The organism is Kibdelosporangium philippinense, from assembly GCF_021390435.2.
Lineage (GTDB): Bacteria > Actinomycetota > Actinomycetes > Mycobacteriales > Pseudonocardiaceae > Kibdelosporangium > Kibdelosporangium philippinense.
Genome location: NZ_JAJVCN010000006.1, coordinates 72,030 through 98,499, shown reverse-complemented (window position 1 = coordinate 98,499; position 26,470 = coordinate 72,030). Strand labels below are relative to the sequence as shown.

25 protein-coding genes and 3 pseudogenes are annotated in these 26,470 nt (G+C 64.8%); 8 read left to right on the top strand and 20 right to left on the bottom strand.

What is annotated here, in order from left to right:
* Positions 1–224: 224 nt before the first annotated feature.
* From LWC34_RS56535 to LWC34_RS56500, 8 genes are all read right to left on the bottom strand, one after another.
* Positions 225–1,151 carry an ABC transporter substrate-binding protein gene (locus LWC34_RS56535; protein ID WP_233735239.1) on the bottom strand — a complete coding sequence of 309 codons (927 nt, stop codon included), beginning with the start codon at positions 1,149–1,151 and terminating at the stop codon, positions 225–227.
* A gap of 16 nt (positions 1,152–1,167) precedes the next feature.
* Positions 1,168–2,172, bottom strand: coding sequence for a FecCD family ABC transporter permease (locus LWC34_RS56530; protein ID WP_233735237.1), 1,005 nt, complete (start codon positions 2,170–2,172; stop codon positions 1,168–1,170).
* Complete coding sequence (locus LWC34_RS56525) at positions 2,169–3,167, bottom strand: FecCD family ABC transporter permease (RefSeq protein WP_233735235.1); 999 nt, start codon at positions 3,165–3,167, stop codon at positions 2,169–2,171. Before LWC34_RS56525 ends, LWC34_RS56530 begins: the two co-directional genes overlap by 4 nt.
* A gap of 39 nt (positions 3,168–3,206) precedes the next feature.
* The gene (locus LWC34_RS56520; protein WP_233735234.1) at positions 3,207–5,579 is read right to left on the bottom strand and encodes an AMP-binding protein; all 2,373 of its coding nucleotides are present in this window, start codon (positions 5,577–5,579) and stop codon (positions 3,207–3,209) included.
* The gene (locus tag LWC34_RS56515; protein WP_233735233.1) at positions 5,576–6,571 is read right to left on the bottom strand and encodes an ABC transporter ATP-binding protein; all 996 of its coding nucleotides are present in this window, start codon (positions 6,569–6,571) and stop codon (positions 5,576–5,578) included. The genes LWC34_RS56520 and LWC34_RS56515 overlap by 4 nt, the downstream gene beginning before the upstream one ends.
* Positions 6,572–6,605: 34 nt before the next feature.
* Positions 6,606–8,078 carry an ABC transporter permease gene (locus LWC34_RS56510; protein ID WP_233735231.1) on the bottom strand — a complete coding sequence of 491 codons (1,473 nt, stop codon included), beginning with the start codon at positions 8,076–8,078 and terminating at the stop codon, positions 6,606–6,608.
* Positions 8,079–8,092: 14 nt separating this feature from the next.
* A complete protein-coding gene (locus tag LWC34_RS56505; RefSeq protein WP_233735229.1) occupies positions 8,093–9,094 on the bottom strand; it encodes an extracellular solute-binding protein in 1,002 nt (333 codons plus the stop codon).
* 361 nt (positions 9,095–9,455) lie between these two features.
* Positions 9,456–9,896, bottom strand: coding sequence for a L,D-transpeptidase (locus LWC34_RS56500; protein WP_233735227.1), 441 nt, complete (start codon positions 9,894–9,896; stop codon positions 9,456–9,458).
* Positions 9,897–10,009: 113 nt separating this feature from the next.
* Here LWC34_RS56500 and LWC34_RS56495 point away from each other — a divergent pair, with 113 nt between their 5' ends.
* Positions 10,010–10,567, top strand: a complete 558-nt coding sequence (locus tag LWC34_RS56495; protein ID WP_233735225.1) for a DUF6000 family protein — start codon at positions 10,010–10,012, stop codon at positions 10,565–10,567.
* A 159-nt stretch (positions 10,568–10,726) separates the two neighbouring features.
* Here the strand turns inward: LWC34_RS56495 and LWC34_RS56490 are convergent, their stop codons facing one another.
* On the bottom strand, positions 10,727–11,569 hold the full coding sequence (locus LWC34_RS56490) for a spermidine synthase (protein ID WP_233735223.1): 843 nt from the start codon (positions 11,567–11,569) through the stop codon (positions 10,727–10,729).
* A gap of 69 nt (positions 11,570–11,638) precedes the next feature.
* On the opposite strand from LWC34_RS56490, the gene LWC34_RS56485 reads away from it, so the two are divergent.
* Positions 11,639–12,127 carry a redoxin domain-containing protein gene (locus LWC34_RS56485; protein ID WP_233735221.1) on the top strand — a complete coding sequence of 163 codons (489 nt, stop codon included), beginning with the start codon at positions 11,639–11,641 and terminating at the stop codon, positions 12,125–12,127.
* Complete coding sequence (locus tag LWC34_RS56480; protein ID WP_233735219.1) at positions 12,128–12,934, top strand: cytochrome c biogenesis CcdA family protein; 807 nt, start codon at positions 12,128–12,130, stop codon at positions 12,932–12,934.
* Here the strand turns inward: LWC34_RS56480 and LWC34_RS56475 are convergent.
* Together LWC34_RS56475 and LWC34_RS56470 are read right to left on the bottom strand one after the other, a co-directional pair.
* A complete protein-coding gene (locus LWC34_RS56475; RefSeq protein ID WP_233735217.1) occupies positions 12,899–14,017 on the bottom strand; it encodes an alpha/beta hydrolase in 1,119 nt (372 codons plus the stop codon). The genes LWC34_RS56480 and LWC34_RS56475 overlap by 36 nt on opposite strands.
* Before the next feature lie 14 nt (positions 14,018–14,031).
* Positions 14,032–14,325: a hypothetical protein gene (locus tag LWC34_RS56470; protein ID WP_233735215.1), complete on the bottom strand. Its 294-nt coding sequence runs from the start codon at positions 14,323–14,325 to the stop codon at positions 14,032–14,034.
* A 204-nt stretch (positions 14,326–14,529) separates the two neighbouring features.
* On the opposite strand from LWC34_RS56470, the gene LWC34_RS56465 reads away from it, so the two are divergent.
* The 3 genes from LWC34_RS56465 (at position 14,530) to LWC34_RS56455 (ending at position 18,672) form a co-directional block, all read left to right on the top strand.
* Entirely contained in the window at positions 14,530–14,742 is a 213-nt protein-coding gene (locus tag LWC34_RS56465; protein ID WP_233735213.1) for a hypothetical protein, read from the top strand.
* 119 nt (positions 14,743–14,861) lie between these two features.
* Positions 14,862–15,479, top strand: coding sequence for a VC0807 family protein (locus LWC34_RS56460; RefSeq protein WP_233735211.1), 618 nt, complete (start codon positions 14,862–14,864; stop codon positions 15,477–15,479).
* Positions 15,480–15,561: 82 nt separating this feature from the next.
* Entirely contained in the window at positions 15,562–18,672 is a 3,111-nt protein-coding gene (locus LWC34_RS56455; RefSeq protein ID WP_233735209.1) for an ATP-binding protein, read from the top strand.
* 2 nt (positions 18,673–18,674) lie between these two features.
* Here the strand turns inward: LWC34_RS56455 and LWC34_RS56450 are convergent, their stop codons facing one another.
* Together LWC34_RS56450 and LWC34_RS56445 are read right to left on the bottom strand one after the other, a co-directional pair.
* The gene (locus tag LWC34_RS56450; RefSeq protein ID WP_250109487.1) at positions 18,675–19,475 is read right to left on the bottom strand and encodes an AfsR/SARP family transcriptional regulator; all 801 of its coding nucleotides are present in this window, start codon (positions 19,473–19,475) and stop codon (positions 18,675–18,677) included.
* A gap of 44 nt (positions 19,476–19,519) precedes the next feature.
* Complete coding sequence (locus tag LWC34_RS56445) at positions 19,520–20,128, bottom strand: class I SAM-dependent methyltransferase (protein ID WP_233735205.1); 609 nt, start codon at positions 20,126–20,128, stop codon at positions 19,520–19,522.
* Positions 20,129–20,224: 96 nt separating this feature from the next.
* On the opposite strand from LWC34_RS56445, the gene LWC34_RS56440 reads away from it, so the two are divergent.
* Positions 20,225–21,217, top strand: a complete 993-nt coding sequence (locus LWC34_RS56440) for an alpha/beta fold hydrolase (protein WP_233735203.1) — start codon at positions 20,225–20,227, stop codon at positions 21,215–21,217.
* On the opposite strand, the gene LWC34_RS56435 is transcribed toward LWC34_RS56440, so the two are convergent.
* The 7 genes and pseudogenes from LWC34_RS56435 to LWC34_RS56405 all read right to left on the bottom strand — a co-directional run.
* On the bottom strand, positions 21,210–21,779 hold the full coding sequence (locus LWC34_RS56435) for a TetR/AcrR family transcriptional regulator (protein WP_233735201.1): 570 nt from the start codon (positions 21,777–21,779) through the stop codon (positions 21,210–21,212). The two genes, LWC34_RS56440 and LWC34_RS56435, sit on opposite strands and share 8 nt — an antisense overlap.
* Positions 21,779–22,612, bottom strand: coding sequence for a class I SAM-dependent methyltransferase (locus LWC34_RS56430; protein ID WP_233735199.1), 834 nt, complete (start codon positions 22,610–22,612; stop codon positions 21,779–21,781). The genes LWC34_RS56435 and LWC34_RS56430 overlap by 1 nt, the downstream gene beginning before the upstream one ends.
* Before the next feature lie 40 nt (positions 22,613–22,652).
* Complete coding sequence (locus LWC34_RS59440) at positions 22,653–23,300, bottom strand: AMP-binding enzyme (RefSeq protein WP_284052018.1); 648 nt, start codon at positions 23,298–23,300, stop codon at positions 22,653–22,655.
* A gap of 67 nt (positions 23,301–23,367) precedes the next feature.
* A pseudogene (locus tag LWC34_RS57850) lies at positions 23,368–24,048 on the bottom strand (AMP-binding protein); the annotation flags it as partial.
* Positions 24,049–24,104: 56 nt separating this feature from the next.
* On the bottom strand, positions 24,105–24,563 hold the full coding sequence (locus LWC34_RS56415; RefSeq protein WP_233735197.1) for a MaoC family dehydratase: 459 nt from the start codon (positions 24,561–24,563) through the stop codon (positions 24,105–24,107).
* A pseudogene (locus LWC34_RS56410) lies at positions 24,560–25,003 on the bottom strand (amidohydrolase family protein); the annotation flags it as partial. The pseudogene LWC34_RS56410 and the gene LWC34_RS56415, both read right to left, overlap by 4 nt.
* Positions 25,003–25,581, bottom strand: a pseudogene (locus tag LWC34_RS56405) (SDR family NAD(P)-dependent oxidoreductase); the annotation flags it as partial. The pseudogenes LWC34_RS56405 and LWC34_RS56410, both read right to left, overlap by 1 nt.
* 75 nt (positions 25,582–25,656) lie before the next feature.
* Between LWC34_RS56405 and LWC34_RS56400 the strand changes: the two are divergent.
* Positions 25,657–26,469: a PaaX family transcriptional regulator gene (locus LWC34_RS56400; RefSeq protein WP_233735195.1), complete on the top strand. Its 813-nt coding sequence runs from the start codon at positions 25,657–25,659 to the stop codon at positions 26,467–26,469.
* Position 26,470: the final 1 nt, after the last annotated feature.

The window sequence follows — 26,470 nt, the reverse complement described above, 5'->3', positions numbered from 1 at the left end:
ACACCGTGTCCACCGTTCCAGCACACCGTGTCCACCGTTCCAGCACACCGTGTCCACCGTTCCAGCACACCGTGTCCACCGTTCCAGCACACCGTGTCCACCGTTCCAGCACACCGTGTCCACCGTTGCGGACACTGAAATGCCCAGTGGCCTCGTCCACCGGGCATTTCAGTGTTCCGGAACGTGTATTTCCTCGTGCAGCAAAGGTGGACACGCCGGTGGGGTTAGGCCGTCAGGTGCTTCTCGAGGTCGTCGAGGATCTTGTTTGCCGAGGCCACGCCGATGCCGGTCATCCAGACCTCGTCGTCGACCACGTACACCCGGCCCGCGGCCACCGCGGACAGCGTCTTCCACAGTGGACCGGCGGTCGTTTCTGCCTGCTTCTGCGCGGCTTTTTCACCGAAGGCCGAGACGAAGATGACGTCGCCGTCGACTTCCTGGATCCGCTCGGGCGACACCGCGTCGAAACGCTTGTCGGACTTGTCAGCCAGCTCCTGGCGCTGGGTCCTTGGCACTCCGGCGTCCTTCAACACGATGCCGCAGAACGATTCCGGCCCGTAGACCCGGATCTCGTCCGGCCGGAAACGCACGATCGAGACCTTCTGCGTTGTGCGCTTCAGCCCGGCGGCGCGCTGGGTGTACTTGTCCAGCAACGCCTGTGCCTCGGTCTTCTTGTTCAACGCGTCCGCGTCGAGCAGGAAGTTCTCTTTCCAGGTGATACCGACGCGGTCAGTGAACACCGTCGGGGCGATCGTGGCGAGCTCGTCGTAGAACTTCTCCTGGCGGAACTTCGAGCCGAGGATCAGGTCCGGCTTCAGCGCCCTGATCGCGTCGAGGTCCGGTTCCTGCAGGGTGCCGACCGGCTTGACCGACTGGAAACCCGCGCCGAGGTACTTCGGGATCGTCGCGTTCTGCGCGGCCTGTGCCGCACCGACCGGTGTCATGCCGAGGCTGAACATGCTGTCGAGCTTGTCGGTGTCGAGCACGACCACACGCTGCGGCGACGCAGGCACCTGGGTCTCGCCCATGGCGTGCTTGATCGTCCGGGTCTGGCCGGATTCTGCAGCGGGCGCGCCGCCTGGCGGCGTCGTGCCCGTCCCGCACGCGCTCAGCACGAACGCGGCGGCGAGCAGCGTCGCGATCTTCCGCATGGGGTGTTCCTTTCCTTCAGCGCTTGCGGCGCACTAGCAACCAGACGAGGTACACGCCGCCGAACGCGGCGGTCAGCACACCGACTGGAAGTTGGGTGGGAGCGAATACGGTCCGCGCGGCGGTGTCGGCGATGACCGTCAGCAACGCGCCGGTCAGTGCGGCGCAAAACAACGGTGGACGTTCGGCCTTGGCGAGCCTGCGCGCGATTTGTGGCGCGGCGAGGGCGACGAAGTCCACGGACCCGACCTGCGATGTCGCCACGGCCGCGAGCACAACCCCCGACAGCGCCATGACCAGGCGACGAGGGCCAACCCGCACGCCGATCGCGAGCGCGACGTCATCTGACAACGCTGATGTGTCCAACGCACGACCGGCCCAGAACAGCACTGGCGTCAATACAAGAATGACGAGCGCGACGACCAACGCTTCGTCGTAGCCCCAACCCGCGAGCGTCCCGACGAGCCAGACCTGTGCGCGTTGCCCGTCAACCGGGGCCGCGCCGATGATCACGACCTCGGTCAACGCCTTCAACGCGACCGCGACCGCGATTCCGGCCAGCACAAAGCGGTTCGCGCGTACGGAACCGAACAGCAGCACGATCGCGGCGGCACCCAGACCGCCCAGCAGCGCCAACGGCGGCAAGACGGCGATCGGCGCGCCCGCCACGATCACGATCGTGGCCATCAGACCCGCGCCCTGAGAGATACCGATGACGTCCGGGCTGGCCAGCGGGTTACGGCTGACGCCCTGCAGCAACGCACCGGCCAGTCCCAACGCGGCGCCGATGACCATCGCGAGCACGATCCGTGGCGTGCGCAACTCGACGACCTTCTCGGCCCACGTCGGGATGTCGAACAGCGCGCGCACGACATCACCAGGCTCGACGAACGTCGAACCGATGCTCAGCGACGCGAGCACAGCGACAACGAGAGCGGCAACAAGCGCGACACCTGTGATGACACCGCGCCGGTGAAGCGTGAACGAGACGGCCGGAGCGGGCCGCACAACGAGCCGCGTCACGCCGTCACCAACCGAGGCCGACGGACCAGGAACAGCAGGATCGGCGCGCCGAGCACGGCCGTGATCACGCCCGCGCGGATCTCGTCCGGCAACACGATCACGCGGCCGATCACGTCCGCACCCAGCAGGAACGCCACGCCCAGCGGCACAGAGACCGCGAGCATCCACCGGTGATCGTTGCCGACGAGGTTACGAGCGAAATGCGGCACGGCCAGCCCGACGAACCCGATCGGCCCCGCCGCGGCCACCGCCGCGCCCGTCAGCAGCACCGACCCAGCACCCGCCGCGAACCGAGTCACCGCGACGCGCTGACCCAGGCCAACCGCGACGTCCTCACCCAGCGCGAGCGCGTCGAGGCCGCGTGCCGAGATCAGCGCGAGCAGCAGGCCGACCAGGATGAACGGCAGGACGGTGAACGAAACCTCTGCGGGCCGCCCAGTCAACGACCCAATCACCCAGTAGCGGTACTGCTCGAACGTCTGCGCGTCCAGCGTGAGGATCGCGATCACCACCGCGCTGAATGACGCGTCGATCGCGGCGCCGACCAGCGCGAGCGTGACCGGGCTCGATCCGGTGCGGGTCCTGGCGGCGACGCTGAACACGAGCAAGCCGGTCGCGAAGGCCCCGAAGATGCCGAACCAGACAAACCCGGGCAGCGCGTCGACCCCGAACACGAAGATCGCGATCACCACACCGAGTGACGCCCCCGAGCTCACGCCCATGATCCGCGGATCGGCGAGCGGGTTGCGGGTCAGGCTCTGCATGAGCAGGCCCGCGACCGCCAGCGCGACCCCGGCAGCCACGCCGAGCACGGTTCGCGGGATGCGCTGGGTCTGGACGATCAGGCTGTTGGCCGAGCCGTCCGGGCTGACCAGGGCCCGCCACACCTCGCCGAGCGGGATGCCGAGACTGCCGACGGCAAGGCTGGCGAAAATCGCCAGTATCGCCAGCACACTGGCGCCGACAAGCACCAGCACCCGCCGCCGTCCACCCACCGCCACCTCACTGAAATCAGGTAAGCCAAGCCTAAGTCCTCAGGAAGTGTAAGCACCGGACCTCCGCCATCCACATCGGACCCACTCGGCAATACGCCAAGCGACGATCCCGACCGCGAGCGTGATCACGACAACGGGAAAAGGCGGCAGGAACGGCAACAGAGTCAGATAGACCGCGTAATGCGTGAGGTAGACGTACAGCGACGCGCCCGCGAGCACGGCAACCAGTCGTGCCAACAGTTTCGGGACCGTCAACCGTTGTACGACCAGCAACGTGAGCACGCCGCCGATCACGACGATCGCGCGAACCGGATCGACAAGGAAATCCGGAATCAGCAACAGGCTCACGCCAAGCACGACGCCTTTCCGGACACCTGTGGTCGCGCGTTGCGCGAGCCAGCCGAGCATGAAGAACCACAACACGCCGTGCGTGGTGAATCCCCATTCGGGAAAGAGCCTGTTGGACTCCAGCAGAACAAGCAGACCAAGCGCCGCGCACAGTCCGGTGGCCGCGAAGCCGAATCTGTGCCGCCGTTCGAACTGCGCGACGCCCGGGATCGCGAAAACAATCGCGAGCAAAAGCAGCGTCTGCACCAGGACTTCGACGAACCAGTACACCTGCGATCCGACGGCCAGATAGTTGTTGACCAGGAACACATTCGCCAGCGTGACATTGTCCGACACGAACAGCCGGTAGGTGATCCACAGCATCGACGGCACCGCGATCCTGGTCGCACTGCGCAGAAGCGTGCCGCTCGGGCGATCGTGTGACAGGGTGAATCTGGCGAAACTCCAGCCCGCGATCACCAGCAGAACGTGCGCACCGCCCATGATGGCGAACAGCCCGACATGCGTGCCGACGATCAGGATGATTGCCAAGGCGCGCAACAGGATGTCGGTCTCGACCGTGCCTCCGACATGACGTCCTTGGCGTAGCGTTTCCAGCCTTTTGACCGGCATGGTGTGCCAGCCGTGCGGCGCCCGGCCGAGGACGCGTTCCAGCTCGATTGACATTCTCACGTGCGACAGTGAATCGCCGCCGAGGCTCACGAATGAGGCATCGTCGGCGATATCGCGGCGACCGAGAACTCGGGCGAACGCCTCGCGTACGGTCCGTTCTCTGACCGACCGATCCGTCGCCATGCCACCGATTGCCTGATAGTCGATCTTTCCGTTGGGCAACCTGGGAAATCGCTCCACTTGGACCACCTGGATACTGCTCGGTGGCAGACCCGTTCGAGCGTGGACAATTTCGTGCGCGCGCTCACTGTCTTCTTCGATTATGGCGATAGCCAGTGAATCGCCGGAGGCCGTGCCAGCGGCTTGGAATCCGTTGTCGGCCAGTAGTTTTTCGATGTTCCGCAGGTCGATCCGCAGTCCGAACATCTTGGCGAACCGGCTTTTCCGGCCGACGATCTCGTACAGTCCTGTCTCGTCACGGCGGGCGATGTCGCCGGTCGGCAACGCGTCGACGGTCCGTCCCAATGCCAGATCCGCCGGGTTCTCGGCATATCCGAGCATCACGTTGGGGCCGCGGTAGATCAGTTCGCCATCCTCTGCAAGGTCGAACGATCCACCCGGGATCGGCACACCGACGGCCGCCGAGTTCTCGACGGCCAGTTCAGGCGGTAGGTACGCCATCCGTGCCGTGGCTTCGGTCTGGCCGTACATGACGAAAAATCGCCATCCGCGTTGCTTGCCGAGGTTGGCGTAACGCCGGACTTCAGCCGGCTCGAGCCTGCCGCCCGCCTGAGTGATGTACCGCAGGCTGGGTAAGTCCATCTGGTCGAACCCGAGTTCATCCAGCAGCTCGAACGTGTACGGGACGCCGTGCAGGCTCGTGCCGCCGTGCCGGTGGAACTCCGTCCAAAATTCACTGTCCACGACGGACTTGTGACTCAGTAGCAAACCGGCGCCAGACAACAGATTGCTGTTGATCACCGACAGGCCGTAGCAGTAGTGCATCGGCAACGTCGCGGATGCCCGGTCAGTGTCCCTGATGTCGAGGTACTTGGCGATGCTTTCGGCGTTCGCCCGCAGGTTCGCCATGGAAAGCCGGACCAGCTTCGGCGAACCGGTCGATCCCGATGTGGACAGCAGCAACGCGAGATCCGGGTGCAGGTCGTGAACCATCTCCGGGTCGTACACCGTCCGCAGGCTGTCATCCGCTGCCAGCAGGACTACGTGACCACCTTGCAAACCGGCCAAATAGGTCACCAGGGAATCGAGGTCGTTCTTCGCTGTGACGTAAAGAAGTCGCCGATCCGGGCCAAGTTCGTCGACCACTTCGGACACTCGGTCGGCCAGGTCGCGATAGGACAATTCAGTGCCGTCCGGTGTCACGACGGCGAGTCGATGTCCGTGTCTGTCTAGATCGAACAGTGCACCAACGGTCTCGATTGTCTGACTCATGGCCCTTTCCCAGGGAAGAACAGCACCGGCCCCCGTACGGTCACCGCAGTGTTCTCCCCCGGTTTGAGGTGCGTGCCAAGAACTCTGGAACGCACCCGCGTGCCATCGCGTAACCGCAACAACACAGTCGCGTCGTGCCCATGGAATCGGACATCGACCACGGTCGCTTCGATTCCCGTGCCAAGGCTCAATTGCTCTGGTCTAATAAGGACCTTCCCTTCGCCTTGGCCTTTCACCTCGAACCTGCCCAACGGCGTGTCCACCGATCCCCGTATGACAGTGGCAGGAAATGTCACGGCCTCGCCGACGAACAACGCCACCCCGAGATTCGCAGGCGAGGCATAGATCTCTTGCGGTGTACCGAGTTGCGCCACCACTCCGGCACGCAGTACGGCCACCAGATCGGCGATGCCCAGCGCTTCTTCCTGATCATGTGTGACGAGCAGGGCCGTTGCGCCCGTCGCCCTGAGGGCCGCCCGGACGTCACTGCGCAGCTCGTCTCGCAGTCCCGCGTCGAGTGACGAGAAGGGCTCGTCCATCAGGATGACACCGGGTTTGGGCGCGAGGGCACGTGCCAGCGCGACACGTTGCTGCTGCCCACCTGACAGTTCGCTTGGCATACGGTTGCCGAAGTCGCCCAACCCCACGAGATCCAGGAGTTCACTGACTCGGCCATTGCGCCGATCGTCCCTGTCGAGTCCGAAAGCGACGTTCTTGGTGACGTTCAGATGCGGGAACAAAGCGCCTTCTTGGGGCACGATCCCGATCCCACGACGTTCCGGTGGAATACCCGCCAAGTCGCGGCCGTTGAGCTCGATCCGTCCCGAAACAGGCGCATGCAGACCAGCGACCACTCTCAGCAAGGTTGTTTTGCCACAACCAGATGGCCCTAACACGGCCACCAAGGCACCCTCGGGAACGACGAGGTCGAGTCCACGAAGGACCGGTTCGTCGTAACCGGCGACCAATCCCTTGACGATCAACCCGGTCATCTCACCCCTCCTTTGTGGAGGAATCGGTCAAGTATCAACGCGGGAATCGCCGCCACCACGAGCAGACGGCCGCGTACGGCGCCGCCGCGGCGAAGGCCGAGATGTCGGTCTTGCTCCACAACTCGGTGGCCAATGTGTCCGTACCAGTTGGTCTGAGCATCAGCGTGGCAGGAAGTTCCTTGGCACAAGTCAAAAACACAAGTGCGGCACCAGTCAGCACACCAGGCACCGCGAGCGGGATCGTGACCAGCATCCGAGTCGCGGCCCGGCCTTTGCCAAGCGAACGCGAGACATCCTCCAACACGGGTGGCGCGTTCGCGACAGCGGTCCGTACCGCGGAAACCGCCAAGGGCAGGAACAGGACCGCATAGGCGAAAGCCAGCATCGGGGTCCGTTGATAGAGCCCTGGCACGAACCGCACAGCGAAGAAAACAAGCGCTAGGCCGACCGTGATCCCCGGCAAGGCGTGCCCGGCGAAGCTCGCAAGCTCCACTCCCTTGGCCAGCCGACCACTGTGCCGGACCACGTACACGCCAACCGGAACTGCCAAGATCACCGCGAACAACGCACCCAGCGCGGAGACCGTCACTGTGCCCCAGGTTGCCGACCACAGCCCGGCCAGATCCGCCGAACTACCGATGACCAGCCACCGAACAAGACTGAAGACCGGCACACCCAGCGACAGGATCACCAGCACGACGACCGCGAACATCGCCGTGCCGCGCGCTTTACCCAGTGGCACAACGGTTACCGTCCGGCCAGCGTTCTTCGAGGACCTGGCTGCCCACGCTCCCCTGGCCTTGCGCTCGCCGACGGTGAGGATCAGCGCCAAGACCACCAGTACACAGCCGAGAATGGCCGCCGGAGTACGGTCGAATGTCGCACGGTAACTGGTGTAGATACCCATCGTGAACGCCTCGTACCGCATCAGTGACACGGCCCCGAAGTCGCTCAAGGCATACAAGGCAACCAGCAGCCCACCGGCTGTCGCGGCCGGTCGGATCTGCCGCAATGTCACCAGAACAAACGTTTGCCATCGCGTTTTACCAAGGGACCTGGCCACTTCCTCCATCGCTGGATCCGCCGACCGCAATGACGCCGCCACGGGCAGCAGAACGTACGGAAAGGACACAAGCGTCAGGACCAGAAACGCCCCACTGAACCCAGAAAGCCATGGCACGTCAGCGATCCAGGTGAATGCCGAGACATAGGAAGGAACGGCCAACGGCAGCACGAGCAAGACCGCAACTATGCGTCGCGCCGGAATGTCACTGCGAACGAGCAGCCATGCGCCCAGCACTCCGAGCACAACGCACGCCGCCGTGACCGCGCCTGCCAATGCGAGGCTACGTAAGGCCAACTCGACCGTGCGATCACGCCACAGCACTTGCCAGACCGTGTCGAATCCGCGCTCAAAGGAGCGGACGGCCAAGTAGGCCAAGGGAGTCAGCGCGGCGACCGCAGCGATGACGGCCGCCGCGCTCAGTACCGGCGCATCACTGCGCACGCGGCTCAGTCCGATCAGGACAGACCCACCTCCTGCAGCACGGACAGCGTTCGCTGCAAGGACGACAGCTTGGAGAGGTCGATGTCGGGCCCGTGGAGCGACCCTAGCGGCGGCAATTGGTGCTTACCCGGTGGAACATCCGGGTTCGCCGGATACTCCGCGGTCTGGTCAGCGAAGTAGCGCTGAGCTTGATCCGACACCAGGAACCGGACTGCTTTGATGGCGGCATCGTTCTGCGCGCTGCCGTTCACCACGCCGACGCCCGCGACATTCACCAGACCAAGTGGATCACCGCCGCCGACGAAGTGCAGTTTGGCTTTGACAGTGTCGGCGCCTCGCTCGGCCACTCGGGCGTACCAGTAGTAGTGGTTGATCAACCCGAGAGCCAGCTGTCCTTTGTCGACGGCGTCGAGGATCGCGATGTTGTTCTCGAACCGCTTGGGTTCGTTGGCTTTGAACGCGGCGAGCCACTGTTTGGCACCCTCTTCACCCCGGATGACCCGCAACCCGGTGACGAATGCCTGCCAGGACGCATTCGTTGGGGCATAACCAACTTTGCCACGCCACTTGGGATCCAGAATCGCATCGGCGTTCGCCGGAAGTTCGGTCACCTGCCCGGGGTCGTAGGCGACGACTCTTGATCGTGCCGAGGTCGCCACCCATGTGCCGTTGTCGGCCCGGTACTTTTCCGGCACCAAGCCAAGAACATCCGGTGGGAGCACGGCCAGTTTGCCTTGCTCGGTCAGTGCGCCGAGGGCGCCCGCGTCCTGCGAGAAGAAGACGTCGGCCTGTGTACCGTCGCCTTCTTCGAGGATCTGCGCGGCCATCTCGGCGCTGCCGCCGTAGCGTACTTCGACGTTGCCGCCGATGGTTTGCTTGAGCTGTTCCAGAATCCCGCCGACAAGTTCCTTGTTGCGGCCGGAATAGATGACCAGCGTGTCGTCGGTGTCCGAACATGCCGCTGGTGAGACCAACGCGATGGCCAGTAGTACTGCGATGCTCCGGCGGGGTGCCAACGGCTCCTCCTTGGCTTACCACCTGCCCCCACCAGGTAAGTTAAGGCTATCCACGCCAAGGTAAGCCTCGCCTTACGTCAAAACAAGACTCTCTTCGGTTACAGGCCAAGTTGAAACATCAGCTTGATCGATGACACCTCCGACACTCTGGCCATCGAGGACACCACACCTCGAAACGGGCCATTGGCACTCGACCAAACTCCACTAGCACCAGACCTCAAGGGGCCGCTGCGTTTGGCTCGATCGCTCGACATACACCACACCACTCGCTTCTGCCATCGAGTCACATGCCGACGGCGTCGGGCTCGATCATCGAACCCGACGCCAACGACACTCGATCAACCGCAGCCTTTGCCTCCGGTCATCGGACCACTTGGACCTGATCGCCGATCTTCAACGTGGCGAAGAACTTCGCGGCAGCAGCCTTGGACAAGTGGATGCACCCGTGCGACTTCTCACTCAGACTTCCTTGGTGGAAGGCGATTCCACCGTTGAAGAACACGGAATACGGCATCGGCGCGTTGTTGAACTGACTACTGCGATGGTGCTTGTTCTTCCGGGTCACCTTGAACGTTCCAGGGGGCGTCTCCCATCCTGGCTTGCCATGCGTGACCGGAACCGGCCCGTAGGTGACCGCGCCGTTGTTGGTCAGCCACGCCTTGTTCGCCGAAAGATCAAGGCAAGCTTTCGCGGCTGGACCACATGGCGTCGACGCGGCTTGTGCTTCACCAGCGAATCCCACGGTGAGCGCCAGTCCAAGCGGGACACTCGCGATCGCTGCGGTTATGCGACGTACACGCATCGTTATCACCACCTCGACCATGGACTACCCACAATTCGCGAACGCACACACGTTGTGTGGGATTTTCACCCATTCGCCCCACATGATCGGGCGTCCCGCGTCAGGATGTCCCCATGTCGCCTGTGGACCGCTCTCGCTATGTCAAACTCCTGCACGGCAACGTGGTGGGGTTGAGAGGCGACGAGCGCGCCGAGTTCACCCGAGCCATCGCAGCGGACGCGCAGAGCATCACCAACGGCCAACTCGACATGCTGTTCGACTCGGACTGGCGGGATCAGATCACAGCCGCGTGGCTGGCGGGGCTGTCGCATCGCACGCAATATCGGGACCGTATTGGGGAAAAGCTGCTCGCCAGCGAGATGACCTATGCGGGGCAAGGGTTTTGTCTCGCGCTTGCCCGGTTTTCGGGGCGGGAGGATGCTTGGCGGCTTGTCGCCTATCTGAGCCACTTTCTGCCACAATCCGCTTGCCGGTATGACCAGACGTGGGCAATGGGTGCGTTGATGCATCTCGATGCCCGGCTGGGAACTCGCGAGGCTGACCGGTTCATTGGCGAGGGTGGGCTGTGGAAGCGTTGGGCCGCAGCACTTCCGGCTCGGGAACAGGATCCGGAGCATCACCACATGATGTTCAGTCACGTGTACTCGTTCTCTGAGGAGTGCATTCCGTGACCTAGGTGGACAGTGGGCGCCCTGGCTCCAGGAGCCAGGGCGCCCGCTCGGTGCGGTTCGTCGTCTTTTCGTCACAAACTATTTAATCGTGTTCGTAGTACTAGATGCAGTCGCGGCGAGGGCTCAGGAGAGTAAGGAGGCGTCTTCGAGGGTGGCGGGCTAGCTGAAGGCTGTTTCGGGTGGAGTGGGCGCGGCGAGTTCCTCGGCGTCCGTGATCACCTTCGACCCGCGATAGAAGTCGCTGAGCTTCGCGCCCGTGACCAACCGGGCCGGAAACACGGCCGACGCCGCCCGACGTGCCAGCTCAGCCTCGGGCAAAGCCTCCCCGGACGCGGCCACCACGAGATTGCCGAACCGACGACCCCGCATCACGCCGGGATCAGCCAGCAACAGCATCGAGCCGAACACCTCGGCCACGGTGGCCACCACCCGACGGGCAAACTGCCATCCAGGCCCGTCGGTCACGTTCACCAAGTAAGTCCCGTGAGGCCGCAGCACCCGCCGAACATCCCGGACGAACTCGACCGTCGCCATCCCGCTGGCCATCTCAGCCGACACGAAAGCGTCCAGCACGATCAAGTCAGCCGACTCCGCGTTCCGAGTCGCAAGGCCTTCCCGGCCATCGGCGATCCGCACCCGCAGCGAAGGCACGCTACGCAGGTCCAACCGCTCACGAACCAGGTCGATCAACTCTTCGTCCGGATCAAGCACAAGCTGACGTGACCCCGGCCTGGTCGCCGCGACATAGCGGGGCAACGTGCACGCACCGCCACCAATGTGCACGGTGTTCAGGGGCCCTGCGGGCAAGCAGTCGATCACGTCGCCGATTCGCCGGACGTAGTCGAACTCCAGGTGGGTCGGGTCGTCCAGGTCCACGTATGACTGCGCGACCCCGTCGACGCTCAGCAACCAGCCGTCCGGGCGGTCCAGGTCACGGATCAGTTCGGCCATGCCGAAACGCACGTCGCGACGGCCGCCGCGCGCCCTGTGGCCCTTCGACATGGCGTCACCCTATGTCCGAGGCTCATCAGTTGTCCCCAAGGGGTGGCTTCATGGGCGAGGATCTCGGGTATGAAGGCCCTGCTTGTCGCCGTTCTGCTGGTGTTGACCGGCTGCGCTGCCGAAGCGCCGCCAGCTGCCAAGACACCGGCACAGCCGAAATTCCAGTTCACCGCCAAGACCCTTGACGACAAGGATTTCGATGGTGCCACCCTTGCCGGTAAGCCCGCGGTGATCTGGTTCTGGACGCCGTGGTGCCCGCGTTGCCAAGGCGAGGCGCCGCACATGGGCGCGCTGGCCAAGCAGTACGAGGGCAAGATCACCTTCCTCGGCGTCGGCGCGCAGGACCAGGTGCCCGCGATGAAGAAGTTCGTCGCGGAGAACGAGGTCAGCGGCTTCACGCACCTCGCCGACGTGAACGGAACCGTCTGGACCCGGTTCGGCATCACCCAGCAGCCCGCATACGCGTTCGCCTACGCCGACGGCACGATTGAGCTCGTCAAACAGCAGCTCAGCGAGATTGGGTTGAACGAACGGGTCGCCAAGCTGACGGCGCCGTAGGTGGAGGTTCTCGGTGTCGCGTTGGCCGCGGGCATGCTCGCCGCGGTCAACCCGTGCGGCTTCGCGATGTTGCCGGCGTATCTCACGTTTGTCGCGGCCGGGTCTGTGCTGCGGGCGTTGGCCGCGACGGCGTTCATGGCGCTGGGCTTTCTCGTTATCTTCGGGACGTTCGGTCTGGTCATCACGCCGTTAGGCACGTCGATCCAGGCATACCTGCCTGCGTTGACCGTGGTGATCGGGTTAGCAATGGCCGTCGTTGGCGGGCTGATGGTCGCCGGACGGGAGTTCGGCATCCGGCCACCGACGGCCAGGGGCGCACCGACGGCCAAGTTGCCGTCGATGTTCGGCTACGGCCTTGGCTACGCGGTTGTGTCACTGTCGTGCACGATCGGACCATTTCTTGCCGTGACGGGCGCGACCTTTCGGGCGGGTTCGATCTGGACCGGGGTTGCGGCTTATGTGGCCTATGGGCTGGGCATGACGTCGGTCGTCGGGGTGCTGGCCGTGTCCGTGGCGGTCGCTGGGTCGGCGTTCACGACGAAGTTGCGGCGCGTTTTGCCGTTCGTGCATCGCATTGGCGGCGTGATCCTGATCGTGGCCGGCCTTTATGTGGCGTACTACGGCATTTACGAGCTGCTTCTGTTCCACGCGGACCGGTCGGTCGAGGACCCGATCGTGGACGCCGCTGGCAAACTGCAGACGCAGCTTGCCGAATGGGTCGACCAGATCGGGCCCTTGACCGCGGTCATCGCCCTCGGTGTGGTGGTGTTCCTAGGCGCTTGGGCAACTCGTGCCAGGCGCCGGTAGCACCAAGTCGATGAAATACCGGTCTGTGATCCCCAATGTGCACGCAGTACGGTCATAGACGCCGTGGCCAGCGCCTTCGTAGGTCAGCAATGCACTACGCGGAATCTGCCGAGTCACGTTCACGGCCCATTCATGTGGGGTCGCCGGGTCGTACCGGGAATTGAGCACCAGCACCGGAACACGGATGTTGGGCTTGCGCTGGGGATTCGTTGCCGGAATCGGCCACCCCGCGCAAATCGAGACGATCTGCCACACCATATGCGTCCGCAGGTGTGGCGCCTGTGCCTTCATCCGCGCCCATTCCCCGCGCCATTCGTACTCGGACGAAAACGTGGTCCGGTGATCCGCGCAGAATGACGCGTACGGAAAGGAACCGTTCGACTTCGGGAACGAAACCGCAGCACCAGGTGGCAGCAGACCGGCCAGTCTGGCAAGCCGGTCAGCGAGCGGTGCCCAGTCCGGCCGATACAGGAACCGACGCATCGTGAGCCACGACAAACCAGTCGGACTGATCTTGGCCGCAGGATTGCTCGGCTCAGTCAGTTCACCACGTTCGGCCTTGCGGCAAAGGTCGTCGAAGACCGCACCAGCGTCTTTGCCATACAGCGCACAGGATTGGGTCATGGAACACCATTTGGCGAAAGCGTTGAACGCATCCTCAACCGCACGCGCGGACGACTGCAGGAGCTGCCTGGTCGAGAGATTGTGGTCGAATACGCTGTCCAGAACCACGGCCCGCACTCGGCGCGGGAACATTTCCGCGTATGTCTGGGCCGGGAGCGTGCCGTATGACCGGCTGTAGAGCGAAACCCGCTGCTCGCCAATGGCGACACGGATCGCTTCGACGTCACGCGCGACCTGGCGGCTGTCAAGGTGATCGATCACCGCACGGGACGGCTTACTGCAGCTGGCTTCCACATTCCTGCCGTATTCCACGACCACACGCAACGTGCCCCCAGTTTCGGGGTTGAAATCGGGTGCGTCATTGATCACGTCGGGGTTGCAGGTGACCGGCGTGCTGGCGTTGGTGCCTCTAGGGTCGAGGGTCACCGTGTCGAATCGTTCGGCTGCGGTCTTGGACAACCACATCCCGCCGATCAACTGATCGACGCCGAATCTCCCGGGCCACCGGGCAGATAGATGACAGTCCCGATCTTCTCGCCAGTCGCCTCTTTGCGAGCCAGCTGAAGGGTGATCTCACCGCGCCCGGTGACCCAATCAGCAGGCACCTTCAGTGTGGCGCACCGAACGTCCCTCGGCGGTTCCACATCGCCCTTCTTCGGGCAATCGACCCACGCGAGCGTGGTTGCCGCCTGCGCGCTCGACGGGACGACCAAAGAAACCGCCAAGGCCACTGTGGACACAGCGGCAATCAACCGCAATCGAGGCATAGATCCCCCCTTGCCTTCGTTGTGAGCGCCCATCCGACCATGACCGTGCCGAGCGCCACCTCAGGGAAGATCCCTTGATCATCCCTGAGGCCAGCCGATGGATCGATTGCGGGTCATCCCTTGGTACGACAATCGCCTTTCCGGCCGGTACACGGTGTTAGCGTCACCGCGGAGAAGAACCGACCAACTGGGGAGAGAAACCACATGGGACTGTTCATTGCCTTCGAGATCATCGGGATCATCGGAATGGTGCAGGGTTTCGGCTCGGCACTGGTCACTCAGGTCTGGGGCGGAAACTGGCAGCTGATGAACTGGGCGCTGGAATGGCAGCCGGTCAGCGGTATCGCGATCGGCGTACTCGGCCTCGTGGTCGCGTCCATCGGCTGGGCCGGCCAGAAACGCAGGAAAACCTCGTGAGTGGTTATCAGGGTTAGAACACGGATAACCACTCACGAGGGCTGAGCATGACGGATGTCAGGGTGAACCCGTGACGGAACGCCGATGCCAGGGCACGCCGGGGCTCATAGCGTCGAATCATGGCGAACGCAGCAGTCAAAACCCTGATCCCGGTCCTGGCGAAGGACATCCTCCCGCCGGTGGCCATCTACTACGTCCTGCACGCGGCCGGAGCCAACGACTGGGTCGCCCTGCTTGGCGGCACGCTCGTCTCCGGCGCGTTGCTCGGCGCGGATGCCGTCCGCTCCCGGCGCCTCGACGTCTTCTCCGCCTTCATGCTGTCGATCTTCGCGCTCGGGCTGATCGCGGCGGTCGCGTTCAATGACCCGAAGTTCGTCATCCTCAAGGCGTCCTTGGTGACCGGGACGATCGGGGCGGCGTTCCTCGTCAGCACGGTCGTCGGCAAACCGTTGGCCTATTTGGCCTATCACCGGGCGACCGGTGGTGACCTGGACAAGAAACATGAAAGAGTCATGCGTTTGGTGAGCGCGGTGTGGGGCGTCGGGCTGCTCCTTGAGGCGACCGTAAGGGCAGTCCTGGCGTACCAGTTGCCCGTCAGCACGATGGTCGGCGTCTCAACTGGACTGTCCATTGGGACTATCGCACTACTCCTGTTGATCACCATTCAGGTCGCAAAGCGTGCCCGGGCAAGGCGTTTGGCTGGTGAGGCACGAGTCGCCGAGCCAGTCGTCCGATGATCGACGCTCTGCACTCTTGGTGATCACATCGAGCAACCACCGCCCCTTGGGTTCTGCGACGAGTACGGCAAACTTGGCCCCAATGGTCGCCACATTCGTCGGTCGTACACATGAACTCACCGTCCTCGCCGAAGCGCGAAGGTTGGCCGCTGCCGGGCGCCGCCAGCTTGTCGTGGTCGCGGGGGAAGCGGGCGTAGGCAAGACATGGTTCTCCGAACACGCGTCGGCCGAGGCCGAACGCGACGGGTTCGAAGTGATCTGGGGCCGCTGCTGGCCGCACGGTGGCGCGCCCGCTTTATGGCCGTGGCCTGCAGTCCTTCCCGCACTGGCCGGTCCGGCCGGCGCCGATTTACTCGCCGCCGACTCCGGTCGTGATCACGTTGACCCGGAACGGTTCGCGCGCTTCGCCGCGGTCAGCGACCTGCTGATGGCGTCACGCGGGAAGACGCCGACGATGATCGTTATCGATGACGTGCATTACGCGGACGAGAGTGCGTTGCTGCTCACACGATTCCTCGCGGCGACGCTCGATCGGTTGCCGTTGGTCGTGGTTCTCACCAGACGGAACACGCCGTCCCAAAGCAGCGCCGCAGCCGAAGCGTTGCTCGGTGAACTGCAAGCGGGAGCCACGACCATCGCGCTGCGTCCCTTCGACCTCAACGACGTGACGGCACTCCTCGACGCCCACGGCCAGCCAAGTCCTGACAACGCGGCGGCCACGACTTTGCTGCGGGTCACCGGCGGCAGTCCGCTCTACCTTGCCCGCGCGGTGGATCGCGGGTGGACCGGAACCGGACCGGCCACTTTGGAACATGCCATCGCCGAGGCCTTCACTCGTTTAAACCCTCAGCACAGCAGGATTCTCGCGTTCGCGGCACTGCTCGGTGTGGACGGTTCGGTCAGCGAGGTCGCGAGCATCAGCGGCCACTCCCCTGCCGACGTACTGCAGGCGTTGACCGCGGCGCAAACCAAAGGCCTCGTCGAACTCAGGCCGAACGGATGCAGTTTCCACGACTTGGTCAGGGAAGCCGCGCTCGACCAGTTCGACACGAACGAACTGCTCGACGCTCACGCCAAAGCGGCCGCGATCCTCAACGGCAACCCGGAACGCACAGCGCATCACGCCCTCGTCGCGGCCATGCGCTCCAACGCAGACGCGGAAATCGCGATCAGCGCGTGTCGTGCGGCGGCGGACGCCATGCGTCGTGGCTACGCCTACGAGCGCGCGGCGGAGTTGCTCAGCCGAGCGGTCACGCTCGCGCAGCACAGCCCTGACCTGCCAGGACGTGCCGAATTACTGATCGAATACGCCGACTCCGTGCTCGCGTGTGGCCGTCTCAGCGACGCCAGGGCGGCGTTCGAGGAATCCACCGACGCCGCCGAGCGAGCTGGCGACCCAGTGTTGTTGGCACGATCGGTCCTGGGACTCGGTGGCGTCTGGGTGCACGAACACCGCAATGCCGCTGTCCGTGGTCACGTCCTTGCCCGTCAACGCGCCGCGCTCGCGATGTTGCCGCAGTACCAACGGTCTCTGCGGTGCAGGCTGTCAGTCAGGCTTGCCGCAGAGGCCGTGTACGAAGGCGCGGCCGTCGCCGAAGTCATCCAGGCGATGGAACGAACCAGGGAAATCGGCGACCCGCACGCCCTGGCTGACGCGCTTTCGTTGACACACCACGCGTTGCTCAGCCCTGAGCACGCCGAGATGCGCCTGCCACTCGCCGAGGAGCAAATCGCCGCTGCCTCCGCAGCCGGTGACGGAATCCTCGCCTTGTTCGGATTGCTGTGGCGCACAACGGATCTGTACCTGCTCGGCAATCCGGGCGCCGAGCGTTCACTGACCGAGCTGCGGCAACGGTCGGCCACGCTTGGCGTCGCGTCCACCGGGTTCATCGTGGCCTGTATGGACGTGATGCGCCTGATCCGGGCAGGCAAGTTCGACGAAGCCGAGGTGGCCGCCGGGAAATGCCTGAAGCTGGGCCTCGAAGTCGGCGACGCGGACACCACCGGCTACTACGCCGCCCAACTGCTGGACATCCGCTGGCTGCAAGGCAGGGACGCCGAACTGGCCGATCTGGTCACGCAAACCCTGTCCTCCGCGACGTTGGCGGTCGGCGAGTACGGCTTCCGCGCGTCGGCCGTCATGGTCCTTGCCAGGGACGGCAGGTATGCCGAAGCCCGGGCAGCTTTGGCGCCGATGCTGGAGATCGGCCTGGCCAACATTCCCAAGTCCAGTACGTGGCTGGCCGCGATGGTCGGCCTGGCGGACGCGGCCGCGCTGCTCAACGACGCTGCGCTGGCCGCGGAGGTCGTGGAGTTGTTGCGGCCCTTCGAGGATCTGCCGGTCATGGTGTCGCTCGCGGTCTGTTGCCTTGGCGCGGTGGCCACGTCGCTCGGCATCGCGGCGCTCGTCACGGGCGATCCCGTTGGCGCAGTGGCGTTCCTGGAGAAAGCGATCGAGGTCAACGTCCGGATCGACAACCGGCCCGCGCTGGCCAACAGCCGCGCTCAACTGGCCAAAGCCCTTGTCTGCCGCGGCAAGCCCGGCGATCTCGAACGTGCCAGGGCCGTGTTGGCGCAGGCACTCGCCGAAGCCGATGCCATGGGCATGACCACGCGAGTCGAACAGTGGACCGCGCAGGCGGAAACGCTGGCGCCGTCGACGACTCCGGCCGAACTGTGCTGGAGTTCCGGTTGGACAGTACGAACAGGCAGCAACTCGTACCGGCTGCCTGATCTGATCGGCTTGGACTACCTCAGCCGCCTGCTGGAAAGCCCCGGCGAGGATCTCGCCGCGGTGGACCTGGTCGGTTCGGCTGTCCTCACTGGACGCCAGGAGTTGCTCGACGACACCGCGCTTGACGCGTACCGGCGGCGAGTTCGTGATCTGGAAACCGCGATCGACGACGCCGAAGTGAACGGCGATCTGGCCAAGGCGGAACAGTTGCGCTCGGAACGGGACGCGGTGGCGGGCGAACTCGTCCGCGCCATGGGTTTGGGCGGACGAGTCCGTGGTTTCGCGTCCTCCCCCGAACGCGCCCGCACGGCCGTACGCAAGGCCATCAAACGTGCCCTCGATGTGATCAACGAGCACGATCCAGTGCTCGGTGGTGAACTGCGGACGGCAGTCACCACCGGCACCTCCTGCCGCTACACGCCGACCACCCGGCAGTGGCGTGTGCAGCGGGATCCCTGAGTTCACGCCGAAACGGCGTTGGCACGCAGGATCGACACGTGCAGGTCACGGATCGCGGCGGCCGGACCGGTGCCCAGTTCGGTCGCCAACGTCGTCCGCAGCCTTTCGTACGCGAGCAGCGCCCTCGTGGGCTCACCCAACGCATCGTGAGCCCGCATCAGCATTCCGTAAGCCCGCTCGTCCAACGGATCCGCGATGATCGCAGCCTCGGCAATGGCCCGTGCCTTTGCCGCTTGGCCGACACGCAACGCGCACTCCGCGCCCGCGTGCCGCCCGCGACGCAGCAACCCGGTTTGCATCGCGCGCGCCCGTTCTGCCCATTCGGGCAACGGATAGTCGATCAGCACCACGTTCGCGCCGATCTGCTCGAGGCCGTGTTCCGCGGCGGTGAGACCGGCCCCCGGCCGACCGGTGCTCAACGCCGATTCCGCGTAGGTGATGTCCTGCGCGGCATCGTGCAGGTCGACCCTGATCGTGTCACCGAGCCGATACCCACGGCGACCGCCGATGATCACGTCAGCTCCGAATCTGGCCCGCAGCCGTGACACCAGCGTGGCCACGTTGGCTCTCGGCTGCTGCGGCGGGGTATTGCCCCACAGCTCCTCGACAATGGCTTCAACGGTGACGATCCGCCCGTGTGCCACGCCAAGCAACGCCAGCAAAGTCCGTGCCTTGCGGCTGCCGACATCGGGCGCTTCCCACGTGCTGTCCACTCCGTGCACAGCGACCTCGCCGACCAGCCGCACCTGCAAGCTGCCCGTCGCCCGCTGCCAATAGTTCATTCCACCCCGGTACTCACCCATGACCTATAGGCGTGACGCGGGCGTGCCATGGGTGTGCCACACAGTCAGGCCACCGCCACACCGGTGACCAACGGGCGTACCCAGGATGGCATGCCGTGCCATCGCTCGTCCTCCATTCGTTTGATTTCAAAACGTTCAGCCACGGCACTGGCGGTGTCGCGATCCGGGTGGCAGCCACCCGCGAACTTCTCCCAGAAGGGCGCGATACGCCGCTGTGTGCGTGCACGCTTCTCGTCATCGCTGATCACGTGCTCGCAGAACAAGAACAGCCCGCCCGGCCGCAGCACCCTGGCGATCTCGTCAAGCACCGGCTCGACTTCCGGCACTGTGCACAGCACAAGCGTCGACACGACGGTGTCCACGCTGTCCTGTGCGGCGGGCAACCGACTGCCGGATGTCTGGCGCACAACGACTTCCGGCCTGCCCGCTGCCCTTTCGCGCAGTCTTTTGTACATCGGCTCGACCGGCTCGGTGAGCACGAGTTCGCTCACGTCACTGGTGTAGTGCCTGAGATTCAGCCCGGTTCCCGCGCCGATCTCGACAACCCGGCCCTTTGCCTCGCTCAGCAGCGCGGCACGGCGGGCTCGCATGCCGCGTTGCTCTCCGAGCCACAGGAAAGGATCGTAGATCGCGGCGAAGAAACTCTCTTTCATATGTGAACCTTCGTTGGCACACCGACCCGGGCGCATCACCGGAACAGGCCATTTTGGCTACTGGCCGATCCCGGCCACGCGGTTACGCTTAGTAGCGTGACGACACCGCTGGTCCGATTCGCGCGCGTGGGCAGCCACCAAGTGCCTTGGGCTGCCGCGGGCTCCGGCCCACCACTGATCGCGGGCGGGTGGTGGTGCTGCGATCTCGAGCAGGAATGGCAGATGTCGGCGTTCCGGGACTTCATGACGAGGCTCGCTGGCGGTGTCACGCTGGTTCGTTACGGCCGGGCGAGCGGGCCGTCACTGGACGAGCAACTGGCCACGATCGACGCGATCGTCCGGCAAGTCGGCGCGCCGGTTTCGTTGCTCGGCGCGTCTTCCGGTGGCTGTATTTCCGCGACCTACGCGGCGATGTACCCAGACCAAGTGGACCGGCTCGTGCTCTACGGGGCGTACGGATATGGCGCCGAGATCACCACGCCGGAGGCCCAAGCATCCATTGTGGACATCCTGGCCCGGCATTGGGGCGTCGGGTCGAGGTTTCTCGCCGAGCTGTTCCTGCCGGACGCCACCGCGGCCGAACGCCAGGAGTTCATCCGGTTCCAGCGGGCGACCATGAGCCCACAGGTCGCGGCCGCCTCGCTGCAGGCGGTGTACAAGTTCGACGTACGCGAGCACCTGCCGCGGGTTCAGGCGCCGACAATGGTTCTGCATCGCCGCGCCGACCGCGTGGTTCCGTTCCGCCTCGGCCGTGCCGTCGCCGCGCAGATCCCCGACGCGACCCTGGTAGCGCTGGACGGCGCGAACCACATGCCATGGCTTGGCGAATCGGATGCGGTGATCGAGCACATCTTCCGGTTCGTCGGTGTGGCCAAATCGTCCACAGCGGACACAACGTCATCGTTGTCGGCACGGGAACTCGACGTGCTCCGGTTGGTCGCCGCGGGCCTGAGCGACCATGAAATAGCGCAGCGGTTGAATCTCAGTGCGCATACCGTGCACCGGCATGTCGCGAATATCCGAACCAAACTGGGGTTGCCGTCCCGCACCGCGGCCGCGGCACACGCGGCACGGTCCGGCCTTATCTGATCCCAGTCAGCACGGCCGCGACGATCCGATCCGTGTCAGGGTCCCGGGTCACCGGGTTGTGCGGCAGCAGTCCGGAAAGGACAGTCTCGTGGCAGATGCCGACGATCAAGGCCACCGCCGAGTCGACATCGGCGTCGGCTCGTAGCCTGCCGAGTTCCCGTTCCGCGTGGAGATACGCGGTGAAGCGCTCGCGCCAGCTGTCGTTTTCCAGCTCTCCAAGACGTTCCAGGACCGCTGGCTGTCCGATCAGGCCAGTGAACGCGGGCAGGATGGCCTTGTGCAGGGCAAGGCCGTACTCCAGATGCGCCTTGAGGTTCGCCTCAACCTTGCCTGAACCTGCCTCGGGCAGCTCACCCAGTGTGGCTTCGACGTTGCGGACATGCGTGATCAACGACTGCGCGAGGAGCTCTTCCTTGTCGCTGAAGTGGTTGTACAGCACGCCATCCGCGACGCCTGCCTGTTTGGCGATCGCCCGGACCGTCAGCCCTGCGGTACCTTGCGAGGCGATCATCCCGGCAGCAGTGGCGATCAACTGCTCCCGCAGGTTGGTTTTCCGAGGCATCAGGCGTTTGCCTGGACGAGCCAGGCGTTCGCGCGCAGCTTCACGGCCTCCGGCGTCACGAAGGACTCCAGCGCCTGAGCAACCGCTTGTTTCGCCTTGGCCGCGGCTTCCGGACCCGCGAGACCCATGTTGTACTTCACCGGTCCCCAGTCGGTGAAGAACTCCAAGGCGTCGGCGAGATCGCGGCCCCAGACCTGGTCCGCCTCGACACGAGTGCACGTGACGTCCGTGAACCCGGCGTCCGACAACACAGACTCGACCCTGGCCGGGTCCGCGAACGAGGTCGGGCCCGAACCGTCCTTTCCTGTCGGCCACGGCAGGTACTCGACCATCGCGTCGAAGACCGTGCCGAGATCCGTGTCCCGCAACGCAGTCATGCACAGCAACGCTGTCCGGCCGCCCGGCGCCAACGCTCGGCGGATGTTGCTGAACGCGGCGACCGGGTCGGCGAAGAACACCGCCCCGAACCGGCTGATCGCGATGTCGTACGCGCTGTCCTCGAAGGAAAAGACCTGCGCGTCGCCCTGCGTGAACGTCACGTTGGGCACGTCGGCGGCCCGTAGGCGGGCGACCGACAGCATGGGAGCTGACAGGTCGACCCCAATCGCCGACCTGGCAGCCCGTGCGGCCTGCCGAGTCAGCTGGCCGTTGCCACATCCTATGTCGAGTACACGGTCGTCGGGCCCGATCTGCTCGAGAACGAACTTGTTGAAGCCGCCATTCAGCGCGTCGTACCGCGAGTCGTGCGCGGCCCAGTGCTGGCCCTCGTACCTGTTCCAAGCCTCGGCCTGCGCGGAATTCACGATGCTCATCGTCGCCCCCTGGATCGTCATGAACGCTTGTTCATGAACATACGTTCACGACCGGGGATTGTCAACGCAGCTTGGCCTTCTGCACCTTGCCGGACGCGGTGCGTGGCATCCCGTCGACCAGTTCGAGATAGGCCGGGATCTTGTACTTGGCCAGTCTGCCTGCCAGGAATCCGCGCAGGTCCGTAATGGTGAGCTCGGTGTCGGGGCGGCAGACGACGAAGGCCTTGCCGACCTCACCCCACTTCGGGTCCGGCACCCCGATCACGGCCACCTCGGCGACCGCCGGATGCCCGAAGATCACGCCCTCGACCTCGGCCGGATAGACGTTCTCGCCGCCGGAGATGTACATGTCCTTCACCCGGTCGACGACGTAGAGGTAGCCCTCGTCATCCAGGATCGCGAGGTCCCCCGAGCGGAACCAGCCATCATCGAAGGCCGCGTTGGTCGCCACGGGGTTGTTCCAGTAACCCGGCGTGACGTGCGGTCCTTTGATCAGCACCTCGCCGGGTCGCCCGGTCGGCGCCTCGACCTTGATCGATCCGAAGAACACCGGCACACCAGCGGATCCGGCCTTGCGGATACTCTGGCTGGCCTCGAGCAGGGTCGCGCCTGGCGAGGTCTCGGTGAGCCCATAGCCTTGCTGGAACACCAGTCCGCGTTCCTGGTACGCCTCGATCAACGACACCGGGATCGGTGCGCCACCGGACATCAGGGCTCCGCACCGACGACAGATCCGCTTCCGCCCAACGGGAAGACTGCACAAGCGAGGCGAACATCGTTGTCACACCGAAGATCCACGTGATCCGGTAGCGCTCGATGAGGTCGAACGCGGCATCAACGTCCCAAGTCGGGGTGAGCACAGAGCAGCCGCCCTTGAGAAACGTGGGCAGCAGCAACTGCCCGAGCGCGGCGACGTGGAACAAGGGCGCGGCGATCAGCGAGACCTCGTCACCGGCCACGTCGAACGCGACCAGCACGTTGTAGCTGTTCCAGATCTGGTTGGCGTGACTCAGCATCGCGCCCTTCGGCCGCCCGGTCGTGCCCGAGGTGTAGAGGATGAACGCGATCTCGTCCTGCGCGACCGGCGCGTCGATCGGGTCGGCCGAACCCGCGGCCAGCCAGGCTTCGTAGTCGTCGAGTGAGATGATCTTCGTTCCGGTGACCTCGGCGGTCGCCGGGTCACGGACCAGGATCTTGATGCCCGCGTCCGAGATCATGTACTCGAGTTCCGGTGTGGCGAGCCGGAAGTTCAGCGGTACGAAGATCGCGCCGAGCATGTGGGCCGCGAACATGGTTTCCACGAAGGCAGGGTGGTTCGGCCCGAGATAGCCGACCCGATCTCCCTTCTCAATGCCGTCCGCGCGCAACCTTGAGGCCACTTTGGTCGCCCGCGTGAAGAACTCGCCGTACGTCGTTGCCTTGTCCTGATAGATGATCGCGGTACGCTCCGGCGTCATCAACGCCCGGCGCGCGGGCCAGCCGCCTAGTCCTTCGTTGGTCATCGCGCGCTCCTTCAGGCGTAGTGGCGGGACACCCAGCGGGCAACACACGCGGGCTTCTCGGAACCGTCGATCTCGACGGTGAGGTCCCGCACCATCTGGACGCCGTCACCCTGCACCTCGTCGACCGAGACGACGATCCCGGTCAACCGGATCTTGCTGCCGACCGGTACGGGAGCTGGGAACCGCACCCGGTCGAGTCCATAGTTGATGCCCATCCCGACACCCTCGATCACCAGCAACTCCGAGGAAAGCGCGGGCAGCAAGGAGAGCGTCAGGTAGCCGTGCGCGATGGTTGTCTTGAATGGACCTTCGGCCGCGCGTGCCGGGTCGACGTGGATCCACTGGTGGTCGTCGGTGGCGTCGGCGAAGGTGTTGACGCGGTCCTGCGTGATCTCCCACCAGCCGGTGTGGCCGAGGTCTTTGCCTGCCAGTGCCTTGAGTCCGGCAAGCCCGTGCGCGCGCGTGGTCATGTCTTCTCCAGGCGTAGAAGTCGGATCGCGTTGTGTTTCAGGATCTTGGGCCGCACTTCGGGTTTGATCTCCAGCTTGGCGAAGTCGGCCAGCCAGCGGTCCGGCGTGATCACCGGATAGTCCGAGCCGAACAGCACCTTGTCCTGCAACAACGAGTTGGCGTACCGGACGAGTTGCGGCGGGAAGTACTTCGGCGATCAACCGGACAGGTCGATGTAGACGTACGGCTTGTGCGTCGCGACCGCCAAAGCCTCGTCCTGCCAAGGGAAGGACGGGTGCGCGAGGATGATCCGCAATTGCGGGAAGTCCACCGCCACGTCGTCAATCAGCATCGGGTTGGAGTACTTCAGCCGAATCCCGCCACCGCCCGGCACGCCGGCGCCGATCCCGGTCTGTCCAGTGTGGAACAACGCGGGGACGCCGAGTTCCTCGATCGCCTCGGGATGGTCTTGGTCATGTCGGTCGCCGCGACCGGCACGACCGCGTTCACCGTGATCCGTGCCTTGGCCAGCTCCATCGCTCACGTCCGCGCCATCGCGACGATCCCGGCCTTGGCAGCCGAATAGTTGGTCTGCCCGAAGTTGCCGCGTTGGCCAGCGGGTGAGGAGATCAGAATCAGACGACCGCCGCTCCCCTGTTCCCGCATCCGGTTCGCCGCGGCTCGGGCGCATGTGAACGTGCCGCGCAGGTGGACGTCGATGACCGCGTCGAAGTCCTCGTCCGTCATCTTCCAGAGCACCCGGTCGCGCAGGATGCCCGCGTTGGTGACCATCACGTCCAGCTGCCCGAACTCCGTGACGGCCTTGTCCACCAACTGATCCGCGACTTCCGCACTGCCGACTGGGCCAACGGCCGCGACCGCACGATCACCGATCGCCTTCACGACTTGCGTGGCGGCTTGCGCGTCCACGTCGTTCACGACCACTGCGGCGCCGTTGGCCGCGAGGGCTTCGGCGTAGGCACGACCGAGGCCGCGTCCCGCTCCCGTGACGACCGCGACGTTGCCTGTCAGGTCCATGCCAGGCAACGTACGTCAGATTAATGACGAGCGTCAACATTGTGCACAACATTGGCGTGACCTAGTCTTGCCGATGTGGAGGACCAGGCACGACCGCAGCCGCTCATGCTCAGCTTTCTGGGCATCTACCTGCTCGAACGCGATTCGGCGGTGTATTCGGGCAGCATCATCGACGTCCTCGATCGCGTCGGGGTGTCCGAGGAAGCGGTCCGCTCGACGCTGACCCGAATGGCCGGCCGAGGTCTGCTCGAACGCCATCGCAAGGGCCGCCGTGTCTACTTCGGACTCTCCCAGCGCGCCACAGACGTGCTGGCGGACGGCAAGCGGCGGATGTTCCAGACCGGCGCGGTGAACCGGGACTGGGACGGCAACTGGACAGTGGTGGCCTTCTCCATGCCGGAAGGCCGCCGCAGCGACCGGCACGACCTGCGCTCCCAGCTGATCTGGGCCGGGTTCGGCCTGCTGCAGAACGGTCTGTGGATCGCGCCCGGCATCAAGGACGCGGGCGCGATCGTCGAGCATCTCGACCTCGCCGAAAACGTCACGGTCTTCACCGCGCAGCACGCCAAACCGACCGAATCCGCCGATCTCGTGCACAAGGCGTTCGACACCGAGGCGATCGCGGCGCGTTATCAGGAGTTCCTTGCCCGCTGGGACATCAAGGACCCGCTGCCCTCGGCACGCGACGACCTGGCACGGCAACTGATCCTGCACACCGACTGGCTCAACCTGGTGCGCCAGGACCCGCATCTGCCCGCCGAGCACCTCGCCCGCGACTGGCCCGCGATCCGCGCCGAGGAGACGTTCAACGCGCTGGCCGATTTCTACCGCGCTCCCGCGTGCGCCATCGCCACCGAGGTGATCGACGAGATTCCCGTACGATCGTGAA